This window comes from Caballeronia glebae (assembly GCF_001545035.1).
Lineage (GTDB): Bacteria > Pseudomonadota > Gammaproteobacteria > Burkholderiales > Burkholderiaceae > Caballeronia > Caballeronia glebae.
Genome location: NZ_FCOJ02000030.1, coordinates 55,877 through 79,365, shown reverse-complemented (window position 1 = coordinate 79,365; position 23,489 = coordinate 55,877). Strand labels below are relative to the sequence as shown.

Sequence of the window (23,489 nt, the reverse complement as noted above, 5' to 3'; positions counted from 1 at the left end):
TCCCGCCGCGTCGATCGACTGGATGGCGACCTTGCGCGCGAAGCGTTCCGCGCGCCTCGCTGCGCAACATCTGCGATACCGGCGCACGCAAGGCGACGGCGCGGTGCTGTATTGCTTCGTGCTCGATTGTTCCGGTTCGATGCTCGCGGGCGAGCGGCTTGCGCGCGCGAAGGGCATGCTCGTCGCGTTGTTCGACCGGGCTTATCGCGAACGGGCGGAAATCGCGCTCGTGTGCTTCGGCGGCGCGCGCGCGCAAGTGCGTCGTCAGCCGGGCGCGGCGCATTGGTTCAACGAGAGTTGGGTAGCGCCGATCGGTGGCGGAGGCGGCACGCCGCTCGCGCTCGGGTTGGCGAGTGCGGGCACGCTGCTCGAAAGAGCGGCGCGGCGCAGGCCGTCACAGCGGCGCTGCTTGTGGGTGCTCACCGATGGACGAACGAACGAGCGGCCGCGGGCCCCGCGCGCGGCGAACGAGATCGTCGTCGTCGATTTCGAGGAAGGTGCGATTCGAGCCGGACGCGGCGAGATGCTCGCGAACGACTGGGATGCGCGGTACGTCACTGCCAATTCGCTGACAAGCTGACACGCTCAACGAACGCGCGCTCTATTCGTACCATCGCGGCGTATAAACCCAATCTCCGACGACACGCGTCGTCGACGATCCGACGATCACCATCGTTCGCATATCGACGAGTTCGCTTTTCAACTCGCCAAGCATCACGACGCGCAATGCCTCGGCCGGACGCCCGATATCTCTTCCGAGCACGACAGGCGTGTTCGAATCGCGATACCGCTTCACGATGTCGATCGCGCGATCGAACTGCCACGGGCGCGCCTTCGACAACGGGTTATAGAAGGCCATCACGAGATCCGCTTCGCTCGCATGCGCGATGCGCTTCTCGATCACGCTCCACGGTTTCAGGTTATCCGACAAGGACAGCACGCAGAAGTCATGGCCCAGCGGCGCGCCCGCGCGCGCGGCGGTCGCGAGCGATGCCGACACGCCCGGCACGATGGCAAGCTTCACCGCGCTCCATTCGGGATGCGTAGCGCGTCCCGCGTCGAGTGCTTCGAGCACGGCTGCGGCCATCGCGAACACGCCCGGATCGCCGGACGACACCACGATCACGCGGCGTCCTTCGCTCGCCAGTTCGAACGCGTGACGCGCGCGCTGCAACTCCTCGCGATTGTCGGTCATGTGTACGCGTTGATCGGCGCGAAACGGCCCGGCCATGCGCACATAGGTTTCGTAACCGAGCACGTCTTGCGCGTCGTTCAGCGCAGTTTTTGCAGCGGGCGTCATCAGTTCCGCGCTGCCGGGGCCGAGGCCGATCACGGTCAGCGTGCCGCGCGCACGGCCGATCGATTGCGCTTCGATAGGCGCATCGCCGACGTGCAGCGCGACATCTTTCGCGTCGGTGCGATCGAACGGCGCGGCATTGCAAAAGCGCAGCGGCACATTCAGCGCGCGCGCCGCATCTTCGAGCGATTGCGAAGCCATGTGACGCGCGGGCGCTGTCAATGCCGCAAGCGCGAGGGGCGCGAGATGCCGTTCGCGTAACGCGATACGCACGCGCTCGGCGATATCATCTTCGCGCGAGATATCTTCGATCCACGCGAGCACGCAACGCGGATGAATCACGAGGCTGTCTGCATCGCGCGTGACGAACGGCGTGATGCGCACGGCAAGACGCGCATCGCCCGCGCGCGGCAGGGCGGCATCGTCGAGCCAGGGCGCGTGGCCTTCGATACGCGTCGTCTGTCCCGCCAGCAGGTCGGACACGAAGCGCTTGCCTTGCTCGATGTCGGCGAGCGCATAACCTTCGGGCGGCGCAAGCAGACATTGGCCGAAGCGCAATTCGCCGCTCGTCGTGATCGCGGGCGCGACGCGTAATGCCGCGCCGATCTCGCGCGCGAGCACGTTCACGCCGCTCATGCCGCCGAGCAGCGGCACGACCGCGCTGCCATCCTGCGCGACGGCGAGCACCGGAGGCTCGCTGCCCTTGTCGGCAAGACATGACGCGAGCGCGCGAATCGCGATGCCCGCGGAGCACAGCGCGACGATCGGCACGCCCGATGCATACAGACCGCGCACGTGCGCGCCGAAATCTTCATAGGCGATGTCGGCGTCCACGCGGCCAGCGAGTCCATGCACGCGCGATTCCGGAAAGCTCGCCTGAATACGACGCGCGGTATCGAGCGCGGCTGCACCGAGCACGACGATCGCCATCGGCCGCGAAGCACTCACGCGCGCCATTTTTTCCCCGGCACGACGAGCAGCGAAAAATACGGCGAAGCCATTGGATCGACTTCATCGAGCGGCACGATGCGCTGATTGGCCATCGTCGCGCGTTCGACATACAACGCGCGGTCGTCGAGGCCGAGTTCGCCGAGCACGCGCCGCACCTTCTCGAAGTTGCGGCCGAGCTTCATGATGACGGCTGCATCGGCCGCTTCGAGACGGCGCTTCAGATCGTCTTCCGGCAACACGCCCGACAGCACCGACAGACTCTGGTTGCGATACACGAGCGGTACGCCCAGCACGGCCACGCCGCCGAGCATCGAGCACACGCCCGGCACGACATGCGCATCGAATTGCGTGGCGAGACGGTCGTGCAAATACATGTACGAACCGTAGAAAAACGGATCGCCCTCGCAGATCACGGCGACGTCGCGGCCGGCTTCGAGATGGCCCGAGATCGTGAGCGCGGCTTCATCGTAGAACGCGCTGATGATTGTCTCGTAACAAAGCGGCGGTTCGAGCGCCTCGGTCGTCACCGGATAGACGAGCGGCAGGCGCGTCTGCGTATCGTCGAGATGCGACTCGATGATGCCGAACGCATTGCCCTTCTTGCCCTTCGCGACGAAATACGCGACCACCGGCGCGGCCTTCAGCAAGCGCAGCGCCTTCACGGTGATCAGTTCCGGATCGCCCGGACCGACGCCCAATCCATACAGACGTCCGCGCATCATTCGGTCTCCGAAGCAAGTGCGTTCACGGCGGCCGCCGCCATCGCGCTGCCCCCGCGCCGGCCGAGCAGGGCGACGAAGGGCACGCCTCGGCTATCGGCGGCGAGCATCGCCTTCGATTCCGCCGCGCCGATGAAACCGACCGGAAAGCCGAGGATGAGCGCGGGCTTCGGCGCGCCGGCATCGAGCATGTCGAGCAGATGAAAGAGCGCGGTCGGCGCATTGCCTATCGCGACGATCGCGCCTTCGAGTCGCGGCCGCCATAGTTCGAGCGCGGCGGCCGAGCGCGTGTTGGCCATGGCGCGGGCGCGCTCGGGAATCGAGGGATCGCTCAACGTGCAGATCACGCGGTTATCGGCGGGCAGCCGCGCGCGCGTGATGCCTTCGGCGACCATGCGCGCATCGCACAAGATCGGCGCGCCTGCCGCGAGCGCTTCTCTTCCGGCGATGCCCGCGCCGGGAGAAAAGCGCAGATCGCTCACGATATCGACCATGCCGCACGCGTGGATCACGCGCACCGCGAGCTTTTCCAGATCGGCGGGAATGGCGGCGAGGTCGGCTTCGGCGCGGATCGTCGCAAAGGACTGGCGATAGATCTGCGCGCCGTCGCGGATGTAGTCAAGCATCGGCATGGCTCCGGGCGAGCCGTGCGGCCGCCTCTTCGATGGTCAGGTTGCACGCGACGCGTCGTGCGTCGCGATGTAGGTCGTAGCGGCCCGGCGCGACGGCATAGAGCGTCACCGGGACCGGATGCGCCGCCGCGCACGAACGCTCGCAGCCGCTCAGATGCACCTGTCGCTCGTCATCCGAAGGCAGCAGCGCGGCGAGACGATGCGCATCGGCTTTGGTGTCGGCGCGGCCCTTCGCGCAGCCTTCGGAACCCGCGCACGCGACGAGGCGCGCGAGCGGATCGCGCGCGTCGGTTGCAAGGCCGAGCGTGCGCAGGCGCTGCAGCGCTTCATGCGCTGCATGCGGCGCGATGCCCGGTATCAGCACGCTTTGCCACGGCGTCATCGTCAGGCGGCTTTCAGCGTGTGAATCGGCGAGATCGGCGAGTGCTTCGAGCGTCGTTGCATCGAGACGTCCGAGCGGCGTTTGAGCGCCCGCGTACCACGTCGCGCGATACGGCTCTTCGTGCGCGCCGAGCCGCAGCGATGCATCGGCGGGTGCGCGTTGCCATGTCGCGATGTCGGTATCGAAGTGAAGGGCGTCGAGAAAGCGCGCGGTGCCGATACGCGCAAGCAGATCGCGCATACGATGTTCTTCGGACGCGGCCTGCGCGAGGAAATGGCGCAGCACGTCCACGACGAACGTCACCGTATCGCTGCGGGAAATCGCGCCGAGCGCACGCTCGCGCATCGTTCCCGCGAAGCCGAACGCGAAACGCGCGCCGTCGTCGATTGCACAGAGCCACAGATCGTGCGGATGATCGAGCATCGCGAGGCGCTCGCCGGCGTCGAGTTGCAGCGCGAATTTGGGCGACAGCGCGTGCAGCGAGACGTCGGCCTGCATCGCATCGACGATCTGCGCGGCGAGCGCGCGCGTGTCGTCGCTCGCGAGCGGGCTCAGCATCACGTTGCGGATGTCGTCGCCGCCTGCCGTCGACGGACCGAGACCGGCTTCGAGCGCGATCTCGATGAGCGCGGCGTGGGCGTCGTCGCGAATGCCGCGCAGTTGCAGATTCGAGCGATTGGTCACTTCGATCACGCCCGAGCCGCAAACGCGCGCCGCGCGCGCCACCGCCCGCGCCGCGTTCGCGCTCAGCACGCCGCCCGCGAGCCGCAGACGCGCGAGGCCGCCGTCGCGCGCGGGGACGATGCGCATCAGGCCCGGGCACGCGCAAGCGCGCGAAGCGGTCGTGAGCGATGAGCGGTCGAAAGAATTCAAGAGCGTGACCCGTTGGGCTTCGCGCATGATGAGCGAACCGGTACACCCCGCCCGGTTGGCGTCGCGCGAATGCGGTGAGTCGGCAGGTCTCTTGGCTGGCAGGTCGACATTCGCGCCGGCCTTCCCGGTAAAAACCAGTGGCAGTGGAGCGCGGACTCGCTGCGTACAATTGCGGGGGCAGCCACAGTTTTGCTGTGTTCCCTTTTAAGCCCTCGGTCTCACGACCCCGGGCGCCGACGGACCTGTATTATGCCCGCTTTTATCGCCCCTCCGAGCGCTTCCGGCAAGCATCCGGGAGCGCGTTCGGAATCGCAACGTGGAGGTCGCGCATGTCGAACTGGCTGACCGTGGTGGGGATCGGCGAAGACGGCTGGCACGGCCTTTCCCGCGCCGCGCGCCGCGTGCTTCTCGACGCCCAGTCGATTCACGGCGGCGAACGTCATCTCGCGCTGCTGCCGGATCGTATCGCCGCGCGCCGCGTGCCGTGGCCCAAGCCGTTTTCACTCGATGCCGTGCTCGCCGGACGCGGCGACGGCAAGACTCGCATCTGCGTGCTCGCGAGCGGCGATCCGATGTGCTTCGGCGTCGGCGCGACGCTCGCGCGTGAAGTCGCCGACGGTGAAATGCGCGTCATTCCCGCGCCGTCGTCGTTGTCGCTCGCAGCGGCGCGCCTGCGCTGGGCGCTGCAGGACGCGGTGTGCGTATCGCTTCTGGGCCGGCCGGCCGCGTCGCTGCTCGCGAGCCTGCATCGCGGCGTGCGTCTGCTGGTGCTGAGCGCCGACGGCTCGACGCCCGCCGCCGTCGCCGCGCTCCTGACCGCGCATGGTTTCGGCGCGAGCCGCATGACCGTGTTCGAGCATCTCGGCGGAAACGACGAGCGCCGCATCGACGAGCGCGCCGACGACTGGCGCGAGCCCGTCGTCGCCGCGCTCAATCTCATCGCCATCGATTGCCGTACGCACGCCGGTCACGCGGGGCCGCCGCTCACGCCCGGTCTCGCCGACGACGCCTATCGCCACGACGGTCAGTTGACGAAGCGCGACGTGCGCGCCGTGACGCTCGCGCGCCTCGCGCCGCAGCCGGGCGAGTTGCTGTGGGACGTCGGCGCGGGCTGCGGTTCGATCGGCATCGAATGGATGCGCGCGCATGGCGCGTGTCGCGCGATCGCGATCGAAGCCAATGAAAGCCGGCAGCGTCTCATCGAATACAACCGCGACGCGCTCGGCGTGCCCGCGCTGCAACTCGTCAAGGGCGAGGCGCCCGCCGCGCTGGACGGCCTCCCCGCGCCCGATGCCGTGTTCATCGGCGGCGGATTGACCGTGCCGGGCGTGCTCGATGCGTGCTGGGCGCGGCTGCGTCAGGGCGGCCGGCTCGTCGCCAACGCGGTGACGCTGCAAAGCGAAGCGGCGCTCGTCGAATGGCGCGCGCGGCACGGCGGCGAACTGACGCGCATCGGCGTGGCGCAGGCGGAGCCGCTCGGCAGCTTCGATACGTGGCGCCAGGCGTTGCCGATCACGCTGTTGCACGCGAGCAAACCGTGATGCGTCATGCGTGAAGAAACGCAAGAACAGGCCGCGCCGCTTCGCAGCGGCTACACGACCGGAAGCTGCGCGACTGCGACGAGTCTCGCGGCCGCGCGCCTGCTTCTGCTCGGCGAGGCGAGCGAGCGCGCGGAGATCGTTTTGCCGAAGGGCCGGCGCGTGACGATGGCGCTCGCGTACTGCCGCCGCGTGCCCGATGAAAACGCTGCCGAAGCCGGCGTTATCAAGGATGCGGGCGACGATCCCGATGTCACGCACGGCGCGCTCGTGTTCGCGCGCGTGCGTTTGTCGGATGAACCGGGCGTGCGTTTTCACGCGGGCGCGGGCGTCGGCACGGTGACGCGCGCGGGGCTCGCGCTCGCCGTCGGCGAACCGGCGATCAATCCAATTCCGCGCAAGATGATGGCCGGACATCTCGATGCGCTCGCTGAAAACGCGGGCTATCGCGGCGGCTTCGATGTGACGATCGGCGTGGAAAACGGCGCAGCGCTCGCGCTCAAAACGATGAATCCGCGCCTCGGAATCGTCGGCGGATTGTCGATACTTGGCACGACCGGCATCGTCAGACCGTTTTCGTGCTCGGCGTACATCGCGTCGATTCATCAGGGCATCGATGTCGCGCGGGCGAACGGGTATCGGCATATCGCGGCGTGCACCGGCAACCAGAGCGAGGACGCGATGCGCGCGCGTTACGGCCTGCCCGACATCGCGCTGATCGAAATGGGCGACTTCGTGGGCGCGGTGCTGAAGCACTTGCGCCGCGCGCGCGTCGACAAGCTGAGTCTGTGCGGCGGCTTCGGCAAGCTGTCCAAGCTCGCGGCGGGGCACATGGATTTGCATAGCCGCAATTCGAGCATCGACTTGCCGCTGCTCGCCGTCTGGGCCGCCGACGCGGGCGCAAGCGACGCGCTGCTCGCGTCGATCCGCGCGTCCAACACGAGTCAGGAAGCGCTCAAGCTCGCCCGCGCCGAAGGCGTCGCGCTCGGCGACATCGTGTGCCGCCGCGCGCGCGAGGTCGCGCTCGACGCGCTGCCGCCGGGAATCGAAGTCGAAACGTTCGCGATCGACCGGCAGGGGATCATCGTCGGGAGCGCGGCATGACGCGCGTGCTTCTGCTCGGCGGCACCGGCGATGCGCTCGCCATCGCGCGCGCGCTGCCCGCCGCGCATGTCTACAGTCTCGCGGGCCTCGGGCGCGTGCCGGGCGATCTGGCCTGCGGGGTGCGCGTCGGCGGTTTCGGCGGCATCGACGGGCTCGTGCGTTATCTGCGCGACGAGCACATCGCGCTCGTCGTCGATGCGACGCATCCGTATGCCGCGCAAATGAGCCGTCACGCGTTCGACGCATGCGCGCTCGCGGGCGTGCCGCTCTGGGCGGTGCGCCGTCCGGCGTGGCGGCCGCAAGCGGGCGACGACTGGCGCGCCGCGTCGGACTGGCGCGAAATCGTCGAATGCATCGCGCCGTTCGCGCGGCCGCTTTTCACGCTCGGGCGCGAGGCGCTTGCGCATCTGCATGAAATTCCCGCATGGCAGCACTGGACGATCCGCTGTCTCGAAGCGCATCCGGGCAACGCGCGCGCGAGCATTATCGATGCGCGCGGTCCGTTCGATACCGGCGGCGAGCGCGCGTTGTTCGAGGCGGCGCGTATCGATGTCGTCGTCAGCAAGAACAGCGGCGGGCGCGCGACCGAGGCGAAGCTCGCCGTCGCACGCGAGCGCGGCTTGCCGGTCGTGATGCTCGCGCGGCCCGCGCTGCCCGACGCCGACCAGACTTTCGACGACGCCGCGAGCGCGCGCGATGCGCTTTTGCACTGGCTCGACCAAATCCACACATCGAAAACATGACTGTCTATTTCATCGGCGCCGGACCGGGCGATCCCGAACTCATCACCGTGAAGGGGCAGCGGCTGATCCGCACGTGCCCTGTGATTCTCTACGCCGGCTCGCTCGTGCCGAAGCAAGTGCTCGACGGACATCGCGCGCTTGACTGCATCGACACGGCCGAGCTTGATCTCGACGCTATCGTCGCGCTCCTGCGCGAAGCGCATGCGAACGGGCACGACGTGGCGCGCGTGCATTCGGGCGATCCGTCGCTCTACGGCGCGATTGGCGAGCAGATGCGCAGGCTCGACGCGCTCGCGATTCCCTGCGAAGTGGTGCCGGGCGTCACGGCGACGGCGGCATCGGCGGCGGCGCTCAAACGCGAACTGACGCTGCCCGGCATCTCCCAGACCGTGATCCTCACGCGTTACGCCACGAAAACGTCGATGCCCGAAGGCGAAAGCCTCGCCGATCTCGCGCGCCATCGCGCGACGCTCGCGATCCATCTCGGCGTGCGGCATATCGAGCGCATCGTCGCCGAACTCGTGCCGCACTACGGCGCGGATTGCCCCGTGGCGGTCGTGTTCCGCGCGAGCTGGCCGGACGAGACGCGCGTCGAGGGCACGCTCGCGGACATCGCGCCGAAAGTGCGCGCGGCGGGCATCGAGCGCACGGCGCTGATCCTCGTCGGGCGCGTGCTGGCCGCCGAGGGTTTCGCGGATTCGTCGCTCTACGCGAAGGACTGATCACGCCATGCGCGAACTCGACGCCGTGTTCGACGCGCTCGCGAAATCCGCATTCCGGCGGCGCTTCGCGCTCGGCGTGCGCGAGGGGAAATATCTGCGGGAGGAGGGCGTCGAGACGGTCGTCGCGCAGGCGCGTGAGTTGATCGGCAAAAGGCTCGCGCCGCAAGCGCCTTTGAACGACGGCAAGCAGACGCCGTTTCGCGGGCATCCAGTGTTCATCGCGCAGCACGCGACGGCGACGTGCTGCCGCTCGTGTCTCGCGAAATGGCACGGCATCGCGGCGGGCAAGGTGCTCGACGACGCCGAGCGCCAACATGTCGTCGATGCAATCGAGCGCTGGCTGCGCGCGCAACCGCTGCCGGCGGCGAATCCGGACGCGCTCGACGATCCGCAGCGCGAATTGCCTTTTTGACGTCGCCTTCAGCGCGCCCGATCGATGGCCGGAGCGGTTCCTGTCACACCGGCGCTGGCCGTTTCGAGACGCGCCCGCCGTACCGCTACGAAGATCAGCGACGCGAAAACCAGCGGTCCGAGACCCACGCCGTGGTACTTGGCCATGTAGTTTCCCAGTTGCGGATAGATCCACGCGAGGAGCAGGATCGCGGGTTCGCCGCGCAGCCATCCGTCACGCAGCGCGCGCGCGGCGATGAGCGCGAGCGGCACGCCGAGCCATACGCAGTCGTAGTTATAGATGTAGGGGCTGATCATGAACGTCGCGGCAACCAGCGCCGTCGCGCGCACTTCCAGCCCTTTCGCGTTGCGCCACACCCACGCGACCGCGCAGATCGCGACGACCGCCTGACACGCCTGCGCGACATAGGCGGGACCGGTCGCGACGTGCGCCATGCGCAGGCTCGCGAAGAGGCTCGCCATCTGGAACCAGGGAAGGCGGCCGCCCGCGGTGAGGCCGTTGGCTTCGTGCAGTCCGTGCAGAAAGACCGGCGCGATGTCGAGGCCGAAGACAGCGATCGAAATTGCCGTGAACAGAATCGTGGTCAGCGCGGCGGCGATGAAAGTCGTCCACATGCCCGCGCACGCCAGCGCGACGGGAAACAGGATCGCCAGATGCGGCTTGATCGACAGCAGGCCGATGAAGACGCCCGCGAGCACCGGCCGGTTGCGCATCGAGAGGAAGGCGGCGAGCGCGAGGCTCGCGGTGAGAGCGGCGTTCTGTCCCTGCGCCGCGTTCAGCCAGAGGCCCGGAAACGCGACGATCCACATGATCATGTCGCGGACCGGCAGGGCGCGGCGGGCCAGCAGCACGAAAACCACCGATGAGATCGAGGCGAATAGCGCATACGCGAGCGGCGCTGAAAGCCAGCCGAACGGACGCATCAGCAGCAGAAAGTTGGGCGGGTAGAACCACGGCCCCGGCAGGATGATGTGAGGCCCGAGTTGCTGCGCGACATGCTCGATCGCGTGCAGCGAATACGCGTCGAGCGGCTTTCCGTCGAGCGCGAGACGCGCCGCCGCCCAGAAGGTCAGGAAGTCCCAGCCGCCCGGATGGCCGTTCTCCGCCACGGAATGCCGCGCGCTGAGAACGAACCCGAAACACTGCACAACGACGAGGACGGTCGCGCAATACGCGCTCACGCGCGAGCCGTTGAGCCAGCGTCGGATGGGAGCGTGTTCGGCGGAAACGGGTTGAGTGCTCATCCGTCCGATATCGGCGGATGGCGGCGGAACTTTAGCGACGACTCAACCGACCGCGTTACTCGCGCACGCGCCCCTTCGCGCGCCGCGCGAGCATGTTCAACCCCTCGACCAGCGCCGAGAACGCCATCGCCGCATAGATGTAGCCCTTCGGCACGTGCGAGCCGAATCCCTCGGCGATCAGCGTCATCCCGATCACGAGCAGGAAGCCGAGCGCGAGCATCACGATAGTCGGATTGCGCTCGATGAAGCGCGACAGCGGGCCAGCGGCGAACAGCATGACGGTCACGGCGGCGATCACCGCGACGAACATGATCGGAATGTGCTCGGTCATGCCGACCGCCGTCACGATGCTGTCGATGGAAAACACGAGGTCGAGCACCAGGATCTGGCCGATCGCCGACAGCGGCGTGAGGCGCTTGACCGATGCGGTGCCGGCGTGCTCGTCGGCGTCGTGCGCGACGTGATGATGGATTTCCGTCGTCGCCTTCCAGACGAGGAACACGCCGCCCGCGACGAGAATCAGATCGCGCCAGGAAAAGCCGTGTCCGAACGCTTCGAAGATCGGCGTCGTGAGCCGGACGATAAGCGCGACGGTGCCGAGCAGTCCGAGCCGCATCACGAGCGCGAGCGCGATGCCGATGCGCTGCGTGCGTTCCCGGTGCGCCGCGGGCAGCTTGTTGGTCAGGATCGAGATGAAGATCAGGTTGTCGATGCCGAGCACGACTTCCATGACGACAAGCGTCGCGAGGGCGGCCCAGGCGGCGGGATCGGCGAGAAGGGCAACGAGATAGTCCATGGTCCGGGAATCGTTCAACAGGTGAGGGCGAGATATTAGCCTGTTTAGGGCCAGAAATGAAATGAACTTGAAAGCTTGAGGCCAGTCGAAACGCGGCGCGGGTCGCACCGGTATCGCACCGGTAAGGTCGGCGACGAGATTTTACGTCTTCCATACAAACATCGGATTTGAAACGCATATTTGCGCCTGTTCCGATGATGCGCTGCCGCATTTAAGGGTAAACTCTCATTCTTTCGCGCCGCGTCCGCGGTTGCCGTCTAACCTCCTGTCGCCGCAGGACTTCGAGCTAAGCCGCATGCAGGGAAAATCAAAACGTCTCGTCGAGCTGGACTTCTTTCGGGGACTGGTACTGCTGATCATCGTCGTCGATCACATCGGCGGCAGCATGGTGTCGCGCTTCACGCTGCACGCGTTCGCGCTGAACGACGCCGCCGAAGTCTTCGTGTTCCTCGGCGGTTTCGCCACGGCGACCGCGTATGTGTCGCTCGCCGAGCGCCGTTCCGAGAGCGCGGCGCGCATGCGCTTCCTGAAGCGCGCGTTCGAACTGTATCGCGCGTTTCTCGTCACCGCCGCGCTGATGCTCGTTGCATCGTTTCTGCTGCGGCCCTTTTTCGGTCATGCACCTAATCTCGCGCTGCACGATCTCGACACGCTCATGTCGCAGCCGGTTTCGTCGGTCGCGGAAATCCTCGCGTTCGAGCGCCAGCCGTATCTTGCCGCCGTCCTGCCGATGTACGCGCTCTTCGCGCTCGCCGTGCCGCTCATGCTGCCGCTCGCGCGCAGCAAGCCGTGGTTGCTGCTGGGTTTGAGCCTCGCGCTGTGGGCGTTCGCGGCGCAGATCGGCGAATACATGCCGTCCGTCGACGACAATCTCTGGGACTTCAATCCCGCCGCGTGGCAGTTGATGTTCGTGCTCGGCGTTCTGGCGCGCTGCCAGCCGGTCTACCAACGCGTGAGCGCGCACCGGTTCGGCTGGATCGTGAGTGCGGGCGCGGTCGCGCTGATCGCCGGCATGGCCTATTACAAGCTGCTCGTGCTGCCGCCCGTGCTGGATAGCGCCTTCAAACGCGACCTCGCCGGCCCGCGCGTGGTGAATTTCCTCGCCATCGCATGGATCGGCGCGAATCTCGCGCGCTATGGCGTCGTGAAAGCGGTGGCGCTGCGGCTGCCATGGGTCGGCGCACTGGGGCGCGCCGGCATGGTGACGTTCGTCGCCGGGACGGTTATTTCGCTCGTCGTCGATTCGATCTTGTTTACGTGGACCGACGGACTCATCAACGTGCCGGCCGGACTTGCCGCCGATGCCATCGCAATCGGCGCGCTGCTCGCCGTGCCGCATGTGCATCGGCAAGTGACGAACTGGCTCGGCACGCGTCCGCCCGTACCAGCGACGGTCGCGGCAACCGACACTCGGGCGCGCAGCGTGCGTTGAGGTTTTTTCGGAGCGGGCTGCTCATTCGCAGCCCGCTTTTATTTGGCTTCTACGATGCAACTAACGGTCTGATTTCGCCGCAAATTTCGACAACCGCAAACGAGTCCGCAAGGCACACGCCTTGCTTACAGGATCGATCACTACAAAAATCGGACCTGCCATGCTCAAACTCGCCATCCTGTTCGCGATCATTTCCGTCGTTGCCGGCTTCTTCGGCTTTACGCGCGTGTCGTCCGGCGCGGCCGGCATCGCCAAGATCTGTTTCTTCATCTTCTTGATACTGTTCGTCGTCTTCCTGGTCATCGCGATTTCGGCGGGCTCGCTCGTGCTCTAACGCTTGAGCGCATTGAGCGAATCAAGCGCCGTACCGCGTGATTCCTCGAATCGACCCGCGTGCCGCGACGGTGATACATTGCCCCCGAGGAGACATTCACGCGAAGTGAATCGAAAAGGAGGAGGCGATGCAGCATGCCATCGGCGCGGCCTTGCAGCCTGCGCAACGCGACGTGATCCGTCATTCGCACGAGCGCTCGGCCACCTTTGGCCTGGTCGAGACCATGCGCCCGGACTACGCCGTGCTGTCGGGCGCGGAACTCGCCGTCAAGCTCGATGAAAGCCGCGCGCTCTTCGCGCACGCGCTGCCGGTGATGGAAACGCTGTATGCACAGATCGCCAACACGCACAGCATGATCGCGCTGACCGATGCGAGCGGGCTCATCCTGCATTCGCTCGGCGACGACGACTTCCTCGCCCGCGCCGAAAAAGTCGCGCTGCGGGCGGGCGCGCTGTGGAGCGAGGAGCATCAGGGCACGAACGCGATCGGCACGACGATCGCCGAGCGCGCCGCTGTCACCGTGCACGGCGATCAGCACTACCTGCGCGCCAATCACTTTCTCACGTGTTCCAGCGTGCCGATCCTCGATCCGCACGGCAATCTCTCCGGCGTGCTCGATGTCACCGGCGATCGGCGCGGCTATCACCAGCACACGATGGCGCTCGTGAAAATGTCCGCGCAGATGATCGAAAACCGGCTGATCGCGAGCGGCTTCGGCGACGGCCTGCGTATCCGTTTCCACAGCCGGCCCGAGTTTATCGGCACGTTGATGGAAGGCATCGCCGTGTTCGATCTCGACGGGCGTCTCTTGTGCGCGAATCGCAGCGCGCAGTTTCAGTTCGGCCTCGAACTCGGGCGTTTGCGTTCGCAGACGCTCGATGCGCTCTTTGGCGAACGCGTCGATGCGCTCATCGCGTGCGCGGGCGAAACGCCGTGCCGGCTCGAACTGCATAGCGGCGTGGCGGTGTTCGCGAGCGTCGATTTTCATGCGCGTGCGCCGTCGAACGTCTCGCTTGCGACGACCGCGATCGCCGTGCGCGAAGAGGCGGGTTCGAGCCTCGCCGATCTCTGCACCGGCGACGCGCAGATGAACGACATCGTCGCGCGCGTGCGCCGGGTCATCGGCAAGAACATCGCGATTCTGATCGGCGGCGAAACGGGCGCGGGCAAGGAAATGCTCGCGCGCGCGATTCACGCGGATTCGCCGCGCCGCGTGGGGCCGTTCGTCGCGGTGAACTGCGCATCGCTGCCGGAGACGCTGATCGAATCGGAGCTCTTCGGCTATGCGCAGGGCGCGTTCACGGGCGCGGCGAAGCGCGGCGCGATCGGCAAGATCGTGCAGGCGTGCGGCGGCACGCTCTTTCTCGACGAAATCGGCGACATGCCGCTCGCGATGCAAAGCCGCCTGCTGCGCGTGCTGCAGGAACGCGTCGTCGAGCCGCTGGGCGCCGGGCGCGCGGTGCCGGTCGATTTCATGCTCGTGTGCGCGAGCAATCGCAAGTTGCGCGAGCGCGTCGCGCAAGGCGAATTCCGCGAGGATCTGTACTACCGCATCAACGGTCTTTCGGTGACGCTGCCGCCGCTCGCCGGGCGCACCGACCTGCGCGCGGTCGTCGACAAGATCTTGCTGCGCGAGCGCTTCGCGGGCCGCGTCGTGCGCATCGGCGAAGACGTGCTCGCGCTCTTCGCGCGTCATCCGTGGCCCGGCAACATACGGCAGTTGAGCAACGTCCTTCGCACGGCGTCCGCCATGCTCGACGATCACGACACGCATATCCGCATCGAGCATCTTCCGCATGATTTTCTCGATGAGTTGCGCGAACGCGTTCAGTTCGCCGACGACACGCCAACGCCAACGCCGATGCAGCCCGCAAGGGGCGCGCGTCTCGTGGACATCGAAGCGAGCGCGGTGGCCGCGGCGCTCAGGGCGCACGGAGGCAATGTGTCGGCGACGGCGCGTGCGCTCGGCATATCGCGCACGACGCTGTATCGGAAGTTGCGCGTTTAGTGGCCGTTCAAATTTGGAACGGTCAGGCGTTGCGCCGTATTGCGCGCGAGCCGTTTTATATATGAAGGAACCCTAAGCTTCGAGCGTTCCCGCGTCCGGCGCGGGCAACGCGCCACTATGGTCCTTCAGACCGACGCCCGTGAGCTTCAGCCTGCGCGCTTCTTCGAGCAGCCACATCAACTTGAATGCAGCGGTTTCATAGTCGAGTCCTTCAGGCCGCACGTTCGAAATGCAGTTGCGCTCGGCGTCGTGGCGCGCGGCGCGTGGCGCGTAGGTCACGTACAGACCGAGGCTGTCGGGCGAACTGAGCCCCGGCCGTTCGCCGATCATTACGACGACGATCTGCGCCCGTAAAAGCTCACCGATGCGATCGCCGAGCGCGACGCGCGCCTGCGTCGCGATCACGACGGGACCGACGCTCCAGCCGTCGAGCCGCGCGCGCACGGTCGCGAGCAATGGCGCGACGTGCCGTTGCGCGGCGAAGGCCGACAAGCCATCGGCGGCGACGAAGACGAGGTCGCTTGCGCAAGCGCACGCTGCGAGCCGTTGCGCGCTTTCATCGTTGAGCACGCGGCCGAGATCCGGCCGGCGCAGATAGTGTTCGCGATCGGGCGCGGCGCTTTGCACGTCGAGCGTGTCGAAGCCGGCGGCGCGAATCGCGTCACGCAACGCGGCCGCATCGAGCGGCTGATGCACCGCGTCGCGCGCCTGCGCATGCGCGAGTTCGAACGCGAGCAAAGGCGCGGTCGGCAGGCTGCTACCCGCGCGGCCGAGCGCGATGCGGGCGTTGGTGAAGCGACGCAGCGCGTCCCAGGCATCCGCGTTCGTCATGAGTCGATCCATTCGAGCAGAGGTTGCGCGGACGCCGCGAGCAGATCGCCGCGGCCATCGGTCACGCGCATCTTCGCGAGCCACGCTTCGAATTCCGGCGCGCGTTTCAGGTTCAGCACGCGGCGAATGTAGAGCGCGTCATGAAACGACGTGCTCTGATAATTGAGCATCACGTCGTCAGCGCCCGGCACGCCCATGATGAAGTTGACGTTCGCCACGCCGAGCAGCGTGAGGAGCGTGTCCATGTCATCTTGATCGGCTTCGGCGTGATTCGTATAACAGATGTCGCAACCCATCGGCACGCCGAGCAGCTTGCCGCAGAAGTGGTCTTCGAGGCCCGCGCGAATAATCTGCCGTCCATCGTAGAGATATTCCGGGCCGATGAAGCCGACCACCGTGTTCGTCAAAAGCGGTTCGAAGCGCCGCGCGACCGCATACGCGCGCGCCTCGCAGGTCTGCTGATCGACGCCATGATGCGCGTTCGCCGAGAGCGCGCTGCCTTGCCCGGTCTCGAAGTACATGACGTTATCGCCGACGCTGCCGCGCTTGAGCGACAACGCCGCGTCGCGCGCTTCCGCCAGCAACGCGAGCGACACGCCGAAGCTCGCGTTCGCGCGTTCCGTGCCCGCCACCGACTGAAACACCAGATCGACGGGCGCGCCTTGTTCGATCGCGGCGAGCGTGTTGGTGACATGCGTGAGGATGCACGACTGCATCGGTACGTCGTAGCGCTGACGAAAGTCGTCCATCATCGTGAGCAACTTGCCGATGGCGGCCGGCGAATCGGATGCCGGATTCACGCCGATGACGGCATCGCCGCAACCGTAGAGCAAGCCGTCGAGCATCGATGCGGCGATGCCCTTCGGATCGTCGGTCGGATGATTCGGCTGCAGGCGCACCGAGAGATGCCCAGGCAAGCCGATCGTCGTGCGAAAGCGCGTGACGACCGGGCGTTTTCTGGCGGCGAGGATCAGGTCCTGATTGCGCATCAGCTTGGAGACGGCCGCGGCCATCTCAGGTGTCACGCCCGTCGTGATGTTTTCGAGCGCGGCGGTATCGGTGGTGTCGGCGAGCAGCCACTCGCGGAATTCGCCGACCGTCAGATGCGCGATCGGCGCGAAGGCTTCGCGCGAATGCGTGTCGACGATGAGGCGCGTGACTTCGTCGTCCTCGTAGGGAATGAGCGCCTCGTCGAGAAACGCGGCGAGCGGCACCTGCGCGAGCGCCATTTTCGCGGCGACGCGCTCTTCCTCCGTCGCGGCCGCCACGCCCGCGAGTTCGTCGCCGGAGCGGCGCGGGCTTGCGCGCGCGAGCAGCGTCTTCAGATCGTCGAAGCGGTAGCGGCGCGCGCCGATCGTTTCGTGATAGGTCATCGCTCCCTCCCGGATGGATCGATTGAAGCACTTTAGCCGCTTTCGGGCGTGCGGCGGGGCGGCCAAAAATGCGCGCCCGAGCCGAAATCCGTCCGCGTGCGATAATTTTTCGCCCGATTCAGCGAAACCCCGCCCGCACGCCCGTGAAAAATCTGCTCGTTCCCATCGATCGTCTGAGCGATTTCGATGAAATCGTCGACGTCCGCACGCCGCTCGAATTCGCCGAGGACCACATTCCCGGCGCGATCAACGCGCCCGTGCTCAGCAACGAGGAGCGCGTGATCGTCGGGACCATGTACAAGCAGGTCTCGCCGTTCGAGGCGACGCGCGTCGGCGCGGCGATGGTCGCACGCAATATCGCGATGCACCTCGACACGATCTTCGCCGCAAAGCCGCGCAACTGGCGTCCGCTCATTTATTGCTGGCGCGGCGGCAAGCGCTCCGGCTCGATGACGACGTGGTTCAACATGATCGGCTGGCAGGCGCGCCAACTCGACGGCGGCTACAAGTGCTATCGGCGCGACGTGATCGAACGGCTCGCCACGCTGCCTGGACGTTTTCGCTACGTCGCGCTGATCGGCCATACGGGCAGCGGCAAGACGCGGCTTTTGAAGGCGCTCGACGCGGCCGGCGCGCAGGCGCTCGATCTGGAAGGGCTCGCCGCGCATCGCGGCTCCTTGCTCGGCGCGCTGCCGGGCCGCGCGCAGCCGACGCAAAAGGCGTTCGATTCGGCGCTCGTGCAGACGCTTGCGGGCTTCGATCCGGCGAAACCGGTTTTCGTCGAAGCGGAGGGGCGGCGCATCGGCTCGATCACGATGCCCGATGCCATTCTCGACCAACTCCACGCGGCGCCGTGCGTGGAGGTCGAGGCGCGGCGCGAGGACCGCATCGCGTTTTTGCTGGAGGACTACGCGCATCTCTTCGACAATCCCGCGTTTTTCAAGGCGCAATTGTCGAGACTCGTCGCGCTGCATAGCCGTGAGCGCGTCGGGCACTGGCATCGGCTGATCGATGAGAACCAGCGCGCCGCACTCTTCGCCGAACTGATCGACCGTCACTACGATCCCGCGTATGGACGCAGCAGCCAGGCGCTCTATACCGAACTGCCGCACGCGGCGCACGTGCTGTTCCGTCCGAACGACACGGATAGCGTCGAACAGGCGAAAGCCTTGCTCGCCCGGCTCGCCGAGACGACGCCCGCGCTCTGACCCAATCCCGTCACCCGAAAGAAGAAAGATATGACCACGCTCAGACAACCTCGCGTCGCACACGGCTGGATAGTGTTCGTGCTTATCGCCGTCGTGGGCCTGTTCTACGTGAAATGGTTTCCGTACTACAACCGTGCGTTCGTCGCGGCGAGCCAGCATTCGATCGGCAAGTCCATTCTGATGGGCACGTCGGCGAGCGCGCCGGCGCCTTCGTGGCAAGCCGCGCTCGATTACGCGATGGCCTACGGCCGCGCGATCTGGCAAGCGATGGTGCTCGGCCTGCTGCTCGGCTCCGCGGTGCAGGCGCTGATTCCGCCGCGCTGGGTCGCGCGGGCACTGGGCGAGCATAACTTCGGCAGCGTCGTGAACGGCGGGCTCATGTCCTTGCCGGGCATGATGTGCACATGTTGCGCCGCGCCCGTCGTCGCTGGCCTGCGTGCGCGCGAGGCGGCCCCGGGCGCCGCCGTCGCGTTCTGGCTCGGCAATACGGTGCTCAATCCGGCGGCGCTGGTTTTCATGGGCTTCGTGCTCGGCTGGCAGTGGACCGGTTTGCGCCTCGTGCTCGGCGTGCTGATGGTGTTCGGCCTCGGCTACGCGATCAACCGCATGGTGACGCCCGCGCAGGCGGCGAGCTCGCGCGAGGCCCTCGCGAAGCTGATCGACGAGGATGAGCCGGGCACGGCGTTCTCGCGCTGGATCAAGATCCTCGGACGCATGACTTTGCGGCTCGTGCCGGAATACATCGTGCTCGTGCTGCTGCTCGGCGCGGCGCGCGCGTGGCTCTTTCCGCACATCGGCCCGGATATCGGCAACGGCATGTTGTGGATCGTCGTGTTTGCCGTCGCGGGCACGCTCTTCGTGATTCCGACCGCGGGCGAAGTGCCCATCATTCAGGCGATGCTCTCGCTCGGCATGGCGGCGGGACCGGCCGGCGCGCTGCTGATGACCTTGCCGCCCGTCAGCGTGCCGTCGTTGGCGATGCTCGCGCGGTCGTTTCCGCCGCGCGTGCTGGCGTTGGTGGCGGCGTCGGTCGTGGTGTTCGGGATCGTGAGCGGGTTGATCGCGGCGGCGTGGTTCTGAGCCGACGGCTCAGTGAATCGCCGCTCCGGCCCGGATCAGCAACTTGAACGGCAGCGCGAGCAGCATCGCGCCGCCGACGCCCGCGATCCACAACGCGACGAACCAGAACACCTTTCTCGCGTGCTCAATGGTAGTGATGTTCGCCATGACGCACCTTTCCTCTGAAGACCCAATAACCTAGCGTCGTGTAGACGACGATGACAGGCAGAATCACCGCCGCGCCGACGATCGTGAAGAGCTGGCTCGAACGGGGCGCGGCGACATCCCAGATCGATACGCCGGGGAAAATCTCGTGCGGCGAAATGCTCGCGACGAGTCCCGCGTAGCCGAGCAGCACGAAGCCGAGCGCCACCGCGAACGGCCGCTTCTCGTGGCGCGAGCGGATCGAGCGGCGCATCGCCCACGCGCAGGCCGCGACGAGCGCCGGCACCGGCAGCAGCCGATAAAACAGCGGCGAATCGAACCAGCGCGACGCGATGCCCGCGTCCTGCAGCGGCGTCCAGATGCTCACGACCGCGATCGTCGCGAGCTGCAAAACGGTCAGCGGCCACACGACGCGATACATCCGCCGCTGCAGATCGCCTTCGGTTTTCGCGATCAGCCAGCACGCGCCGAGCAGCGCATAAGTGACGACGAGCGCGCCGCCCGTGAAGATCGAGAAGGGCGAGAACCAGCCGAAGGCGTCGCCGGCGAAGCGGCCATCGGCGACGGGAATGCCGCCGAGAAACGCGCCGAGCGCCACGCCCTGAAAGAACGTCGCGCCCGCCGATCCGCCGATGAACGCGAGGTCCCACAGGTGCTTAGTGCGCTGTGCCTTTGCGCGAATCTCGAACGACACGCCGCGAAAGATCAGGCACACGAGCATCAGCACGAGCGGCAGATAGAGCGCGGACAGCACCGTCGAATAGACCATCGGGAACGCGGCGAACAGTCCCGCGCCGCCGAGCACGAGCCACGTCTCGTTGCCGTCCCAGACGGGCGCGACGGTGTTCATCATCACGTCGCGATCGTGCTGGTCCGGGAAGAACGGAAAGAGAATGCCGATGCCGAGGTCGAAGCCGTCGAGCACGACGTAGAGGAACAGGCCGAACGCGATGATCGCGGCCCAGGCGAGTGTGAGGTCCATATTCTTAAGCTCCTTCGATGGACTGTTGCGCAAGGCTGAGTGGACGTCGCGCGCTGCCGTCGGAAATCTGCTCCGGCGATCCCGGCAACGCGGGGCCGTGGCGCAGCAGCTTCAGCAAGTAGTAGATGCCGGTGCCGAACACGATCGTGTAGACGATCACGAACGCGAGCAACGACACGCCGACTTGCTGCGCCGTGACGGGCGAAACGGCGTCGGCCGTGCGCATCACGCCGTACACGACCCACGGCTGGCGTCCGGCTTCGGTCGTGACCCAGCCCGCGAGCAGCGTGATGAATCCGGTCGGGCCCATCGCCAGCACGAAGCGATGGAACCAGCGCGCATCGAACAGCTTGCGTCGGCGATGCAGCCACCACGCCGCGAACGACATCGCGATCATCAGCACGCCGAGTCCGGCCATCACGCGGAAGCTCCAGAACACGAGCGTTGAGTTCGGACGATCTTCCTTCGGGAATTCCTTCAGGCCGCGAATCTCGCCGTCCCAGCTATGCGTGAGGATCAGGCTGCCGAGATGCGGAATCCGCACGGCGTATTTCGTCGTTTCGGCTTCCATGTCGGGAATGCCGAAGAGATTGAGCGCCGTGCCGCCTTTCTCGGTGTCCCAGATGCCTTCGATGGCCGCGATCTTCGCCGGCTGATGCTCGCGCGTATTCAGGCCGTGCGCGTCGCCGACGAGCGCCTGAATCGGCGTCAGGGCGAGCAGCAGCCAGAGCGACATCGCGAACATTTTTTTGATGGCGGGATCGCGCCGGCCCTTCAGCAGATGCCATGCGCCGGTCGCCGCCACGACGAGCGCCGCGACGATGAACGCGGCGATCGCCATATGCGCGAGCCGGTACGGAAACGACGGGTTGAAGATGATCGCCCACCAGTCGACCGGCACGACATGATCGCCTTCGATGCGAAAGCCTTGCGGCGTCTGCATCCAGCTATTCGACGCGAGAATCCAGAACGTGGAGATGATCGTGCCGATGGCGACCATCAGCGTCGCGCCGAAGTGCGCCTTCGGCCCGACCTTGTTCCAGCCGAACAGCATGATGCCGAGGAAGCCCGCTTCGAGGAAGAAGGCGGTCATCACTTCATAGGCGAGCAGCGGCCCGGTGATGGGGCCGGCGAAGCTCGAAAAGCCGCCCCAGTTGGTGCCGAATTCGTAAGCCATGACGACGCCCGACACGACGCCCATGCCGAACGCGACGGCGAAGACTTTGGACCAGAAGAGACACAGCTCCTTGTAGACCGGCTTGCCGGTTTTGAGCCAGGCGCCTTCGAGCACCGCGATGAAGCTCGCGAGCCCGATCGAAAGCGCCGGAAAGATGATGTGGAACGAGACGGTAAACGCGAACTGGATACGCGCCAGATCGATTGCTTCGGGAGTCGAATGCATGATGACTTGTGCCTTGAAATTCACGCGCGCCCGCTTTCGGGAGCGCCTTTGTCCTATGCCGAACCAGACGTGTAACGGGCCGGAGCTTAGCGCCATTTCGCGAAAGTGTTGCGCTGCGTCAGTGAATATGCATTGCGCGAAAATGCCGCAGATTTAAAGGCTTGGCGGCCGTATCGGATTGATTTTTCGGTGATTTCGAGATGCCGTTATAGTGCGGTGCGGCAAGAGCGCACATGCGCCTTCGCGACAATCGACCGCACTGGATCGCCGCGCGCGAAAGGTCGGTTCAGAAAGAAGTTTTACGATGGCCCGGCACGAGACGTGCGTTGGGCGCGGGTAACATAATGGCTTTTGCACACGCGCACCGCGCGAGTAGGAAGGAGAAGCAACATGCGCCTCGATGACCAGCCAGAAAGTCAGAACGTGGAAGATCGGCGCGGCGGCGGCGGCGGCGGCTTTCGGATCGGCGGCGGATCGATCGGCATCGGGACGATCGTCGTGGCGCTCGCCGCATCGTATTTCTTCGGCATCAATCCGATGACCATCATCAACGGTGCGCAGGTGTTACAGGGCAGCGCGCCGCAACAGCAGGCCGCGCCGAGCAACAACGGGCAACCGGCCAGCGATCCGGGCGCCGTGTTCGTGCGCCGCGTGCTCGGCAATACGGAGCAGACGTGGCAGCACATCTTTCGCGCCCAGTTCAATCAGGACTATCCGGCGCCGCGGCTCGTGATGTTCTCCGGCGCCACTCAAACCGCGTGCGGCACGGGCCAGACGGCCATGGGTCCGTTCTATTGCCCCAACGACCGCAAGGTGTATATCGACCTCTCGTTCTATCGCGAGTTGCGCGACCGCTTCGGCGCGAGCGGCGACTTCGCGCAGGCGTATGTGATCGCGCATGAAGTCGGGCATCACGTGCAGAACGTGCTCGGCATCATGAACAAGGTGGATCAGGCGCGCTCGCGGTTGACGCGCGAGCAGGCAAACGCGCTGTCGGTGCGCGTCGAATTGCAGGCGGATTGCTTCGCGGGCGTCTGGGCCGCCGTCGCGCAACGCGACAACGCGAAGCTGATCGAGCCGGGCGATTTCGAGCAGGGTTTGAACGCGGCGGCCGCAATCGGCGACGACCGTCTGCAACAGCAATCGCAAGGGCGCATCGTGCCCGAGGCGTTCACACACGGTACGAGCGCGCAACGCCAGCGCTGGCTGCGGCGCGGCATGTCGACGGGCGACGTCGGCCAATGCGACACGTTCTCGGCGCGCTCGCTCTGATCGACAGCCG

At 66.3% G+C, this 23,489-nt stretch carries 23 protein-coding genes and 1 riboswitch; of the genes, 12 read left to right on the top strand and 11 right to left on the bottom strand.

The annotated features are described in order from the left end of the window. Positions 1-22: 22 nt before the first annotated feature. Positions 23-580, top strand: coding sequence for a vWA domain-containing protein (locus tag AWB82_RS20675; protein WP_086970509.1), 558 nt, complete (start codon positions 23-25; stop codon positions 578-580). A 21-nt stretch (positions 581-601) separates the two neighbouring features. On the opposite strand, the gene cobJ is transcribed toward AWB82_RS20675, so the two are convergent. The 4 genes from cobJ to cobG are packed head-to-tail and all read right to left on the bottom strand — an operon-like array spanning position 602 to position 4,881. Further along, positions 602-2,254, bottom strand: a complete 1,653-nt coding sequence (gene cobJ / locus AWB82_RS20670) for a precorrin-3B C(17)-methyltransferase (protein ID WP_086970507.1) — start codon at positions 2,252-2,254, stop codon at positions 602-604. After that, complete coding sequence (locus AWB82_RS20665) at positions 2,242-2,970, bottom strand: precorrin-2 C(20)-methyltransferase (protein ID WP_086970505.1); 729 nt, start codon at positions 2,968-2,970, stop codon at positions 2,242-2,244. The genes cobJ and AWB82_RS20665 overlap by 13 nt, the downstream gene beginning before the upstream one ends. Beyond that, complete coding sequence (locus tag AWB82_RS20660; protein WP_086970541.1) at positions 2,967-3,593, bottom strand: precorrin-8X methylmutase; 627 nt, start codon at positions 3,591-3,593, stop codon at positions 2,967-2,969. The genes AWB82_RS20665 and AWB82_RS20660 overlap by 4 nt, the downstream gene beginning before the upstream one ends. After that, complete coding sequence (gene cobG, locus AWB82_RS20655; protein ID WP_200818157.1) at positions 3,586-4,881, bottom strand: precorrin-3B synthase; 1,296 nt, start codon at positions 4,879-4,881, stop codon at positions 3,586-3,588. Before cobG ends, AWB82_RS20660 begins: the two co-directional genes overlap by 8 nt. 37 nt (positions 4,882-4,918) lie before the next feature. Continuing rightward, a riboswitch (cobalamin riboswitch) is annotated at positions 4,919-5,107 on the bottom strand. Between the two features lie 76 nt (positions 5,108-5,183). On the opposite strand from cobG, the gene cbiE reads away from it, so the two are divergent. From cbiE to AWB82_RS20630, 5 genes are read left to right on the top strand one after another with little or no spacing between them, the layout of a single operon-like run. Next, on the top strand, positions 5,184-6,395 hold the full coding sequence (gene cbiE, locus AWB82_RS20650) for a precorrin-6y C5,15-methyltransferase (decarboxylating) subunit CbiE (protein WP_086970503.1): 1,212 nt from the start codon (positions 5,184-5,186) through the stop codon (positions 6,393-6,395). Positions 6,396-6,401: 6 nt separating this feature from the next. Next, complete coding sequence (locus AWB82_RS20645; RefSeq protein WP_086970501.1) at positions 6,402-7,496, top strand: cobalt-precorrin-5B (C(1))-methyltransferase; 1,095 nt, start codon at positions 6,402-6,404, stop codon at positions 7,494-7,496. Beyond that, positions 7,493-8,239, top strand: coding sequence for a cobalt-precorrin-6A reductase (locus AWB82_RS20640; protein ID WP_086970499.1), 747 nt, complete (start codon positions 7,493-7,495; stop codon positions 8,237-8,239). Before AWB82_RS20645 ends, AWB82_RS20640 begins: the two co-directional genes overlap by 4 nt. Continuing rightward, positions 8,236-8,961 (top strand): precorrin-4 C(11)-methyltransferase, encoded by a 726-nt coding sequence (cobM, locus tag AWB82_RS20635; protein ID WP_086970497.1) that lies wholly within the window; start codon positions 8,236-8,238, stop codon positions 8,959-8,961. The genes AWB82_RS20640 and cobM overlap by 4 nt, the downstream gene beginning before the upstream one ends. Positions 8,962-8,968: 7 nt before the next feature. Then, a complete protein-coding gene (locus tag AWB82_RS20630; RefSeq protein WP_086970495.1) occupies positions 8,969-9,373 on the top strand; it encodes a DUF4186 domain-containing protein in 405 nt (134 codons plus the stop codon). 8 nt (positions 9,374-9,381) lie between these two features. Here AWB82_RS20630 and AWB82_RS20625 read toward each other — a convergent pair whose 3' ends face one another. Both AWB82_RS20625 and AWB82_RS20620 read right to left on the bottom strand, forming a co-directional pair. Next, entirely contained in the window at positions 9,382-10,617 is a 1,236-nt protein-coding gene (locus tag AWB82_RS20625; protein ID WP_086970493.1) for a glycosyltransferase family 87 protein, read from the bottom strand. 55 nt (positions 10,618-10,672) lie between these two features. Next, complete coding sequence (locus AWB82_RS20620; RefSeq protein ID WP_086970492.1) at positions 10,673-11,413, bottom strand: TerC family protein; 741 nt, start codon at positions 11,411-11,413, stop codon at positions 10,673-10,675. A 295-nt stretch (positions 11,414-11,708) separates the two neighbouring features. On the opposite strand from AWB82_RS20620, the gene AWB82_RS20615 reads away from it, so the two are divergent. From AWB82_RS20615 to AWB82_RS20605, 3 genes are all read left to right on the top strand, one after another. Next, positions 11,709-12,845 carry an OpgC domain-containing protein gene (locus tag AWB82_RS20615; protein WP_086970489.1) on the top strand — a complete coding sequence of 379 codons (1,137 nt, stop codon included), beginning with the start codon at positions 11,709-11,711 and terminating at the stop codon, positions 12,843-12,845. Positions 12,846-13,005: 160 nt separating this feature from the next. After that, the gene (locus tag AWB82_RS20610) at positions 13,006-13,179 is read left to right on the top strand and encodes a DUF1328 domain-containing protein (RefSeq protein WP_064506475.1); all 174 of its coding nucleotides are present in this window, start codon (positions 13,006-13,008) and stop codon (positions 13,177-13,179) included. A 127-nt stretch (positions 13,180-13,306) separates the two neighbouring features. Then, the gene (locus tag AWB82_RS20605; protein ID WP_086970487.1) at positions 13,307-15,187 is read left to right on the top strand and encodes a sigma-54-dependent Fis family transcriptional regulator; all 1,881 of its coding nucleotides are present in this window, start codon (positions 13,307-13,309) and stop codon (positions 15,185-15,187) included. A gap of 72 nt (positions 15,188-15,259) precedes the next feature. Here AWB82_RS20605 and eutC read toward each other — a convergent pair whose 3' ends face one another. Together eutC and AWB82_RS20595 are read right to left on the bottom strand one after the other, a co-directional pair. Beyond that, complete coding sequence (gene eutC / locus AWB82_RS20600) at positions 15,260-16,018, bottom strand: ethanolamine ammonia-lyase subunit EutC (protein ID WP_086970485.1); 759 nt, start codon at positions 16,016-16,018, stop codon at positions 15,260-15,262. Next, positions 16,015-17,391 carry an ethanolamine ammonia-lyase subunit EutB gene (locus AWB82_RS20595; RefSeq protein WP_086970483.1) on the bottom strand — a complete coding sequence of 459 codons (1,377 nt, stop codon included), beginning with the start codon at positions 17,389-17,391 and terminating at the stop codon, positions 16,015-16,017. Before AWB82_RS20595 ends, eutC begins: the two co-directional genes overlap by 4 nt. A 143-nt stretch (positions 17,392-17,534) precedes the next feature. Between AWB82_RS20595 and mnmH the strand changes: the two genes are divergently transcribed. Beyond that, positions 17,535-18,599, top strand: a complete 1,065-nt coding sequence (gene mnmH, locus AWB82_RS20590; RefSeq protein WP_086970481.1) for a tRNA 2-selenouridine(34) synthase MnmH — start codon at positions 17,535-17,537, stop codon at positions 18,597-18,599. A gap of 30 nt (positions 18,600-18,629) precedes the next feature. Next, positions 18,630-19,679 carry a permease gene (locus tag AWB82_RS20585; RefSeq protein ID WP_086970479.1) on the top strand — a complete coding sequence of 350 codons (1,050 nt, stop codon included), beginning with the start codon at positions 18,630-18,632 and terminating at the stop codon, positions 19,677-19,679. A gap of 9 nt (positions 19,680-19,688) precedes the next feature. On the opposite strand, the gene AWB82_RS37985 is transcribed toward AWB82_RS20585, so the two are convergent. The 3 genes from AWB82_RS37985 to AWB82_RS20575 are packed head-to-tail and all read right to left on the bottom strand — an operon-like array spanning position 19,689 to position 22,207. After that, entirely contained in the window at positions 19,689-19,826 is a 138-nt protein-coding gene (locus AWB82_RS37985; RefSeq protein ID WP_200818156.1) for a hypothetical protein, read from the bottom strand. Then, entirely contained in the window at positions 19,804-20,805 is a 1,002-nt protein-coding gene (cydB, locus tag AWB82_RS20580; RefSeq protein ID WP_086970478.1) for a cytochrome d ubiquinol oxidase subunit II, read from the bottom strand. Before cydB ends, AWB82_RS37985 begins: the two co-directional genes overlap by 23 nt. Positions 20,806-20,809: 4 nt before the next feature. Beyond that, positions 20,810-22,207 (bottom strand): cytochrome ubiquinol oxidase subunit I, encoded by a 1,398-nt coding sequence (locus AWB82_RS20575; protein WP_086970539.1) that lies wholly within the window; start codon positions 22,205-22,207, stop codon positions 20,810-20,812. Positions 22,208-22,597: 390 nt separating this feature from the next. Here AWB82_RS20575 and ypfJ point away from each other — a divergent pair, with 390 nt between their 5' ends. Continuing rightward, positions 22,598-23,479 carry a KPN_02809 family neutral zinc metallopeptidase gene (gene ypfJ / locus AWB82_RS20570; RefSeq protein ID WP_086970476.1) on the top strand — a complete coding sequence of 294 codons (882 nt, stop codon included), beginning with the start codon at positions 22,598-22,600 and terminating at the stop codon, positions 23,477-23,479. Positions 23,480-23,489: the final 10 nt, after the last annotated feature.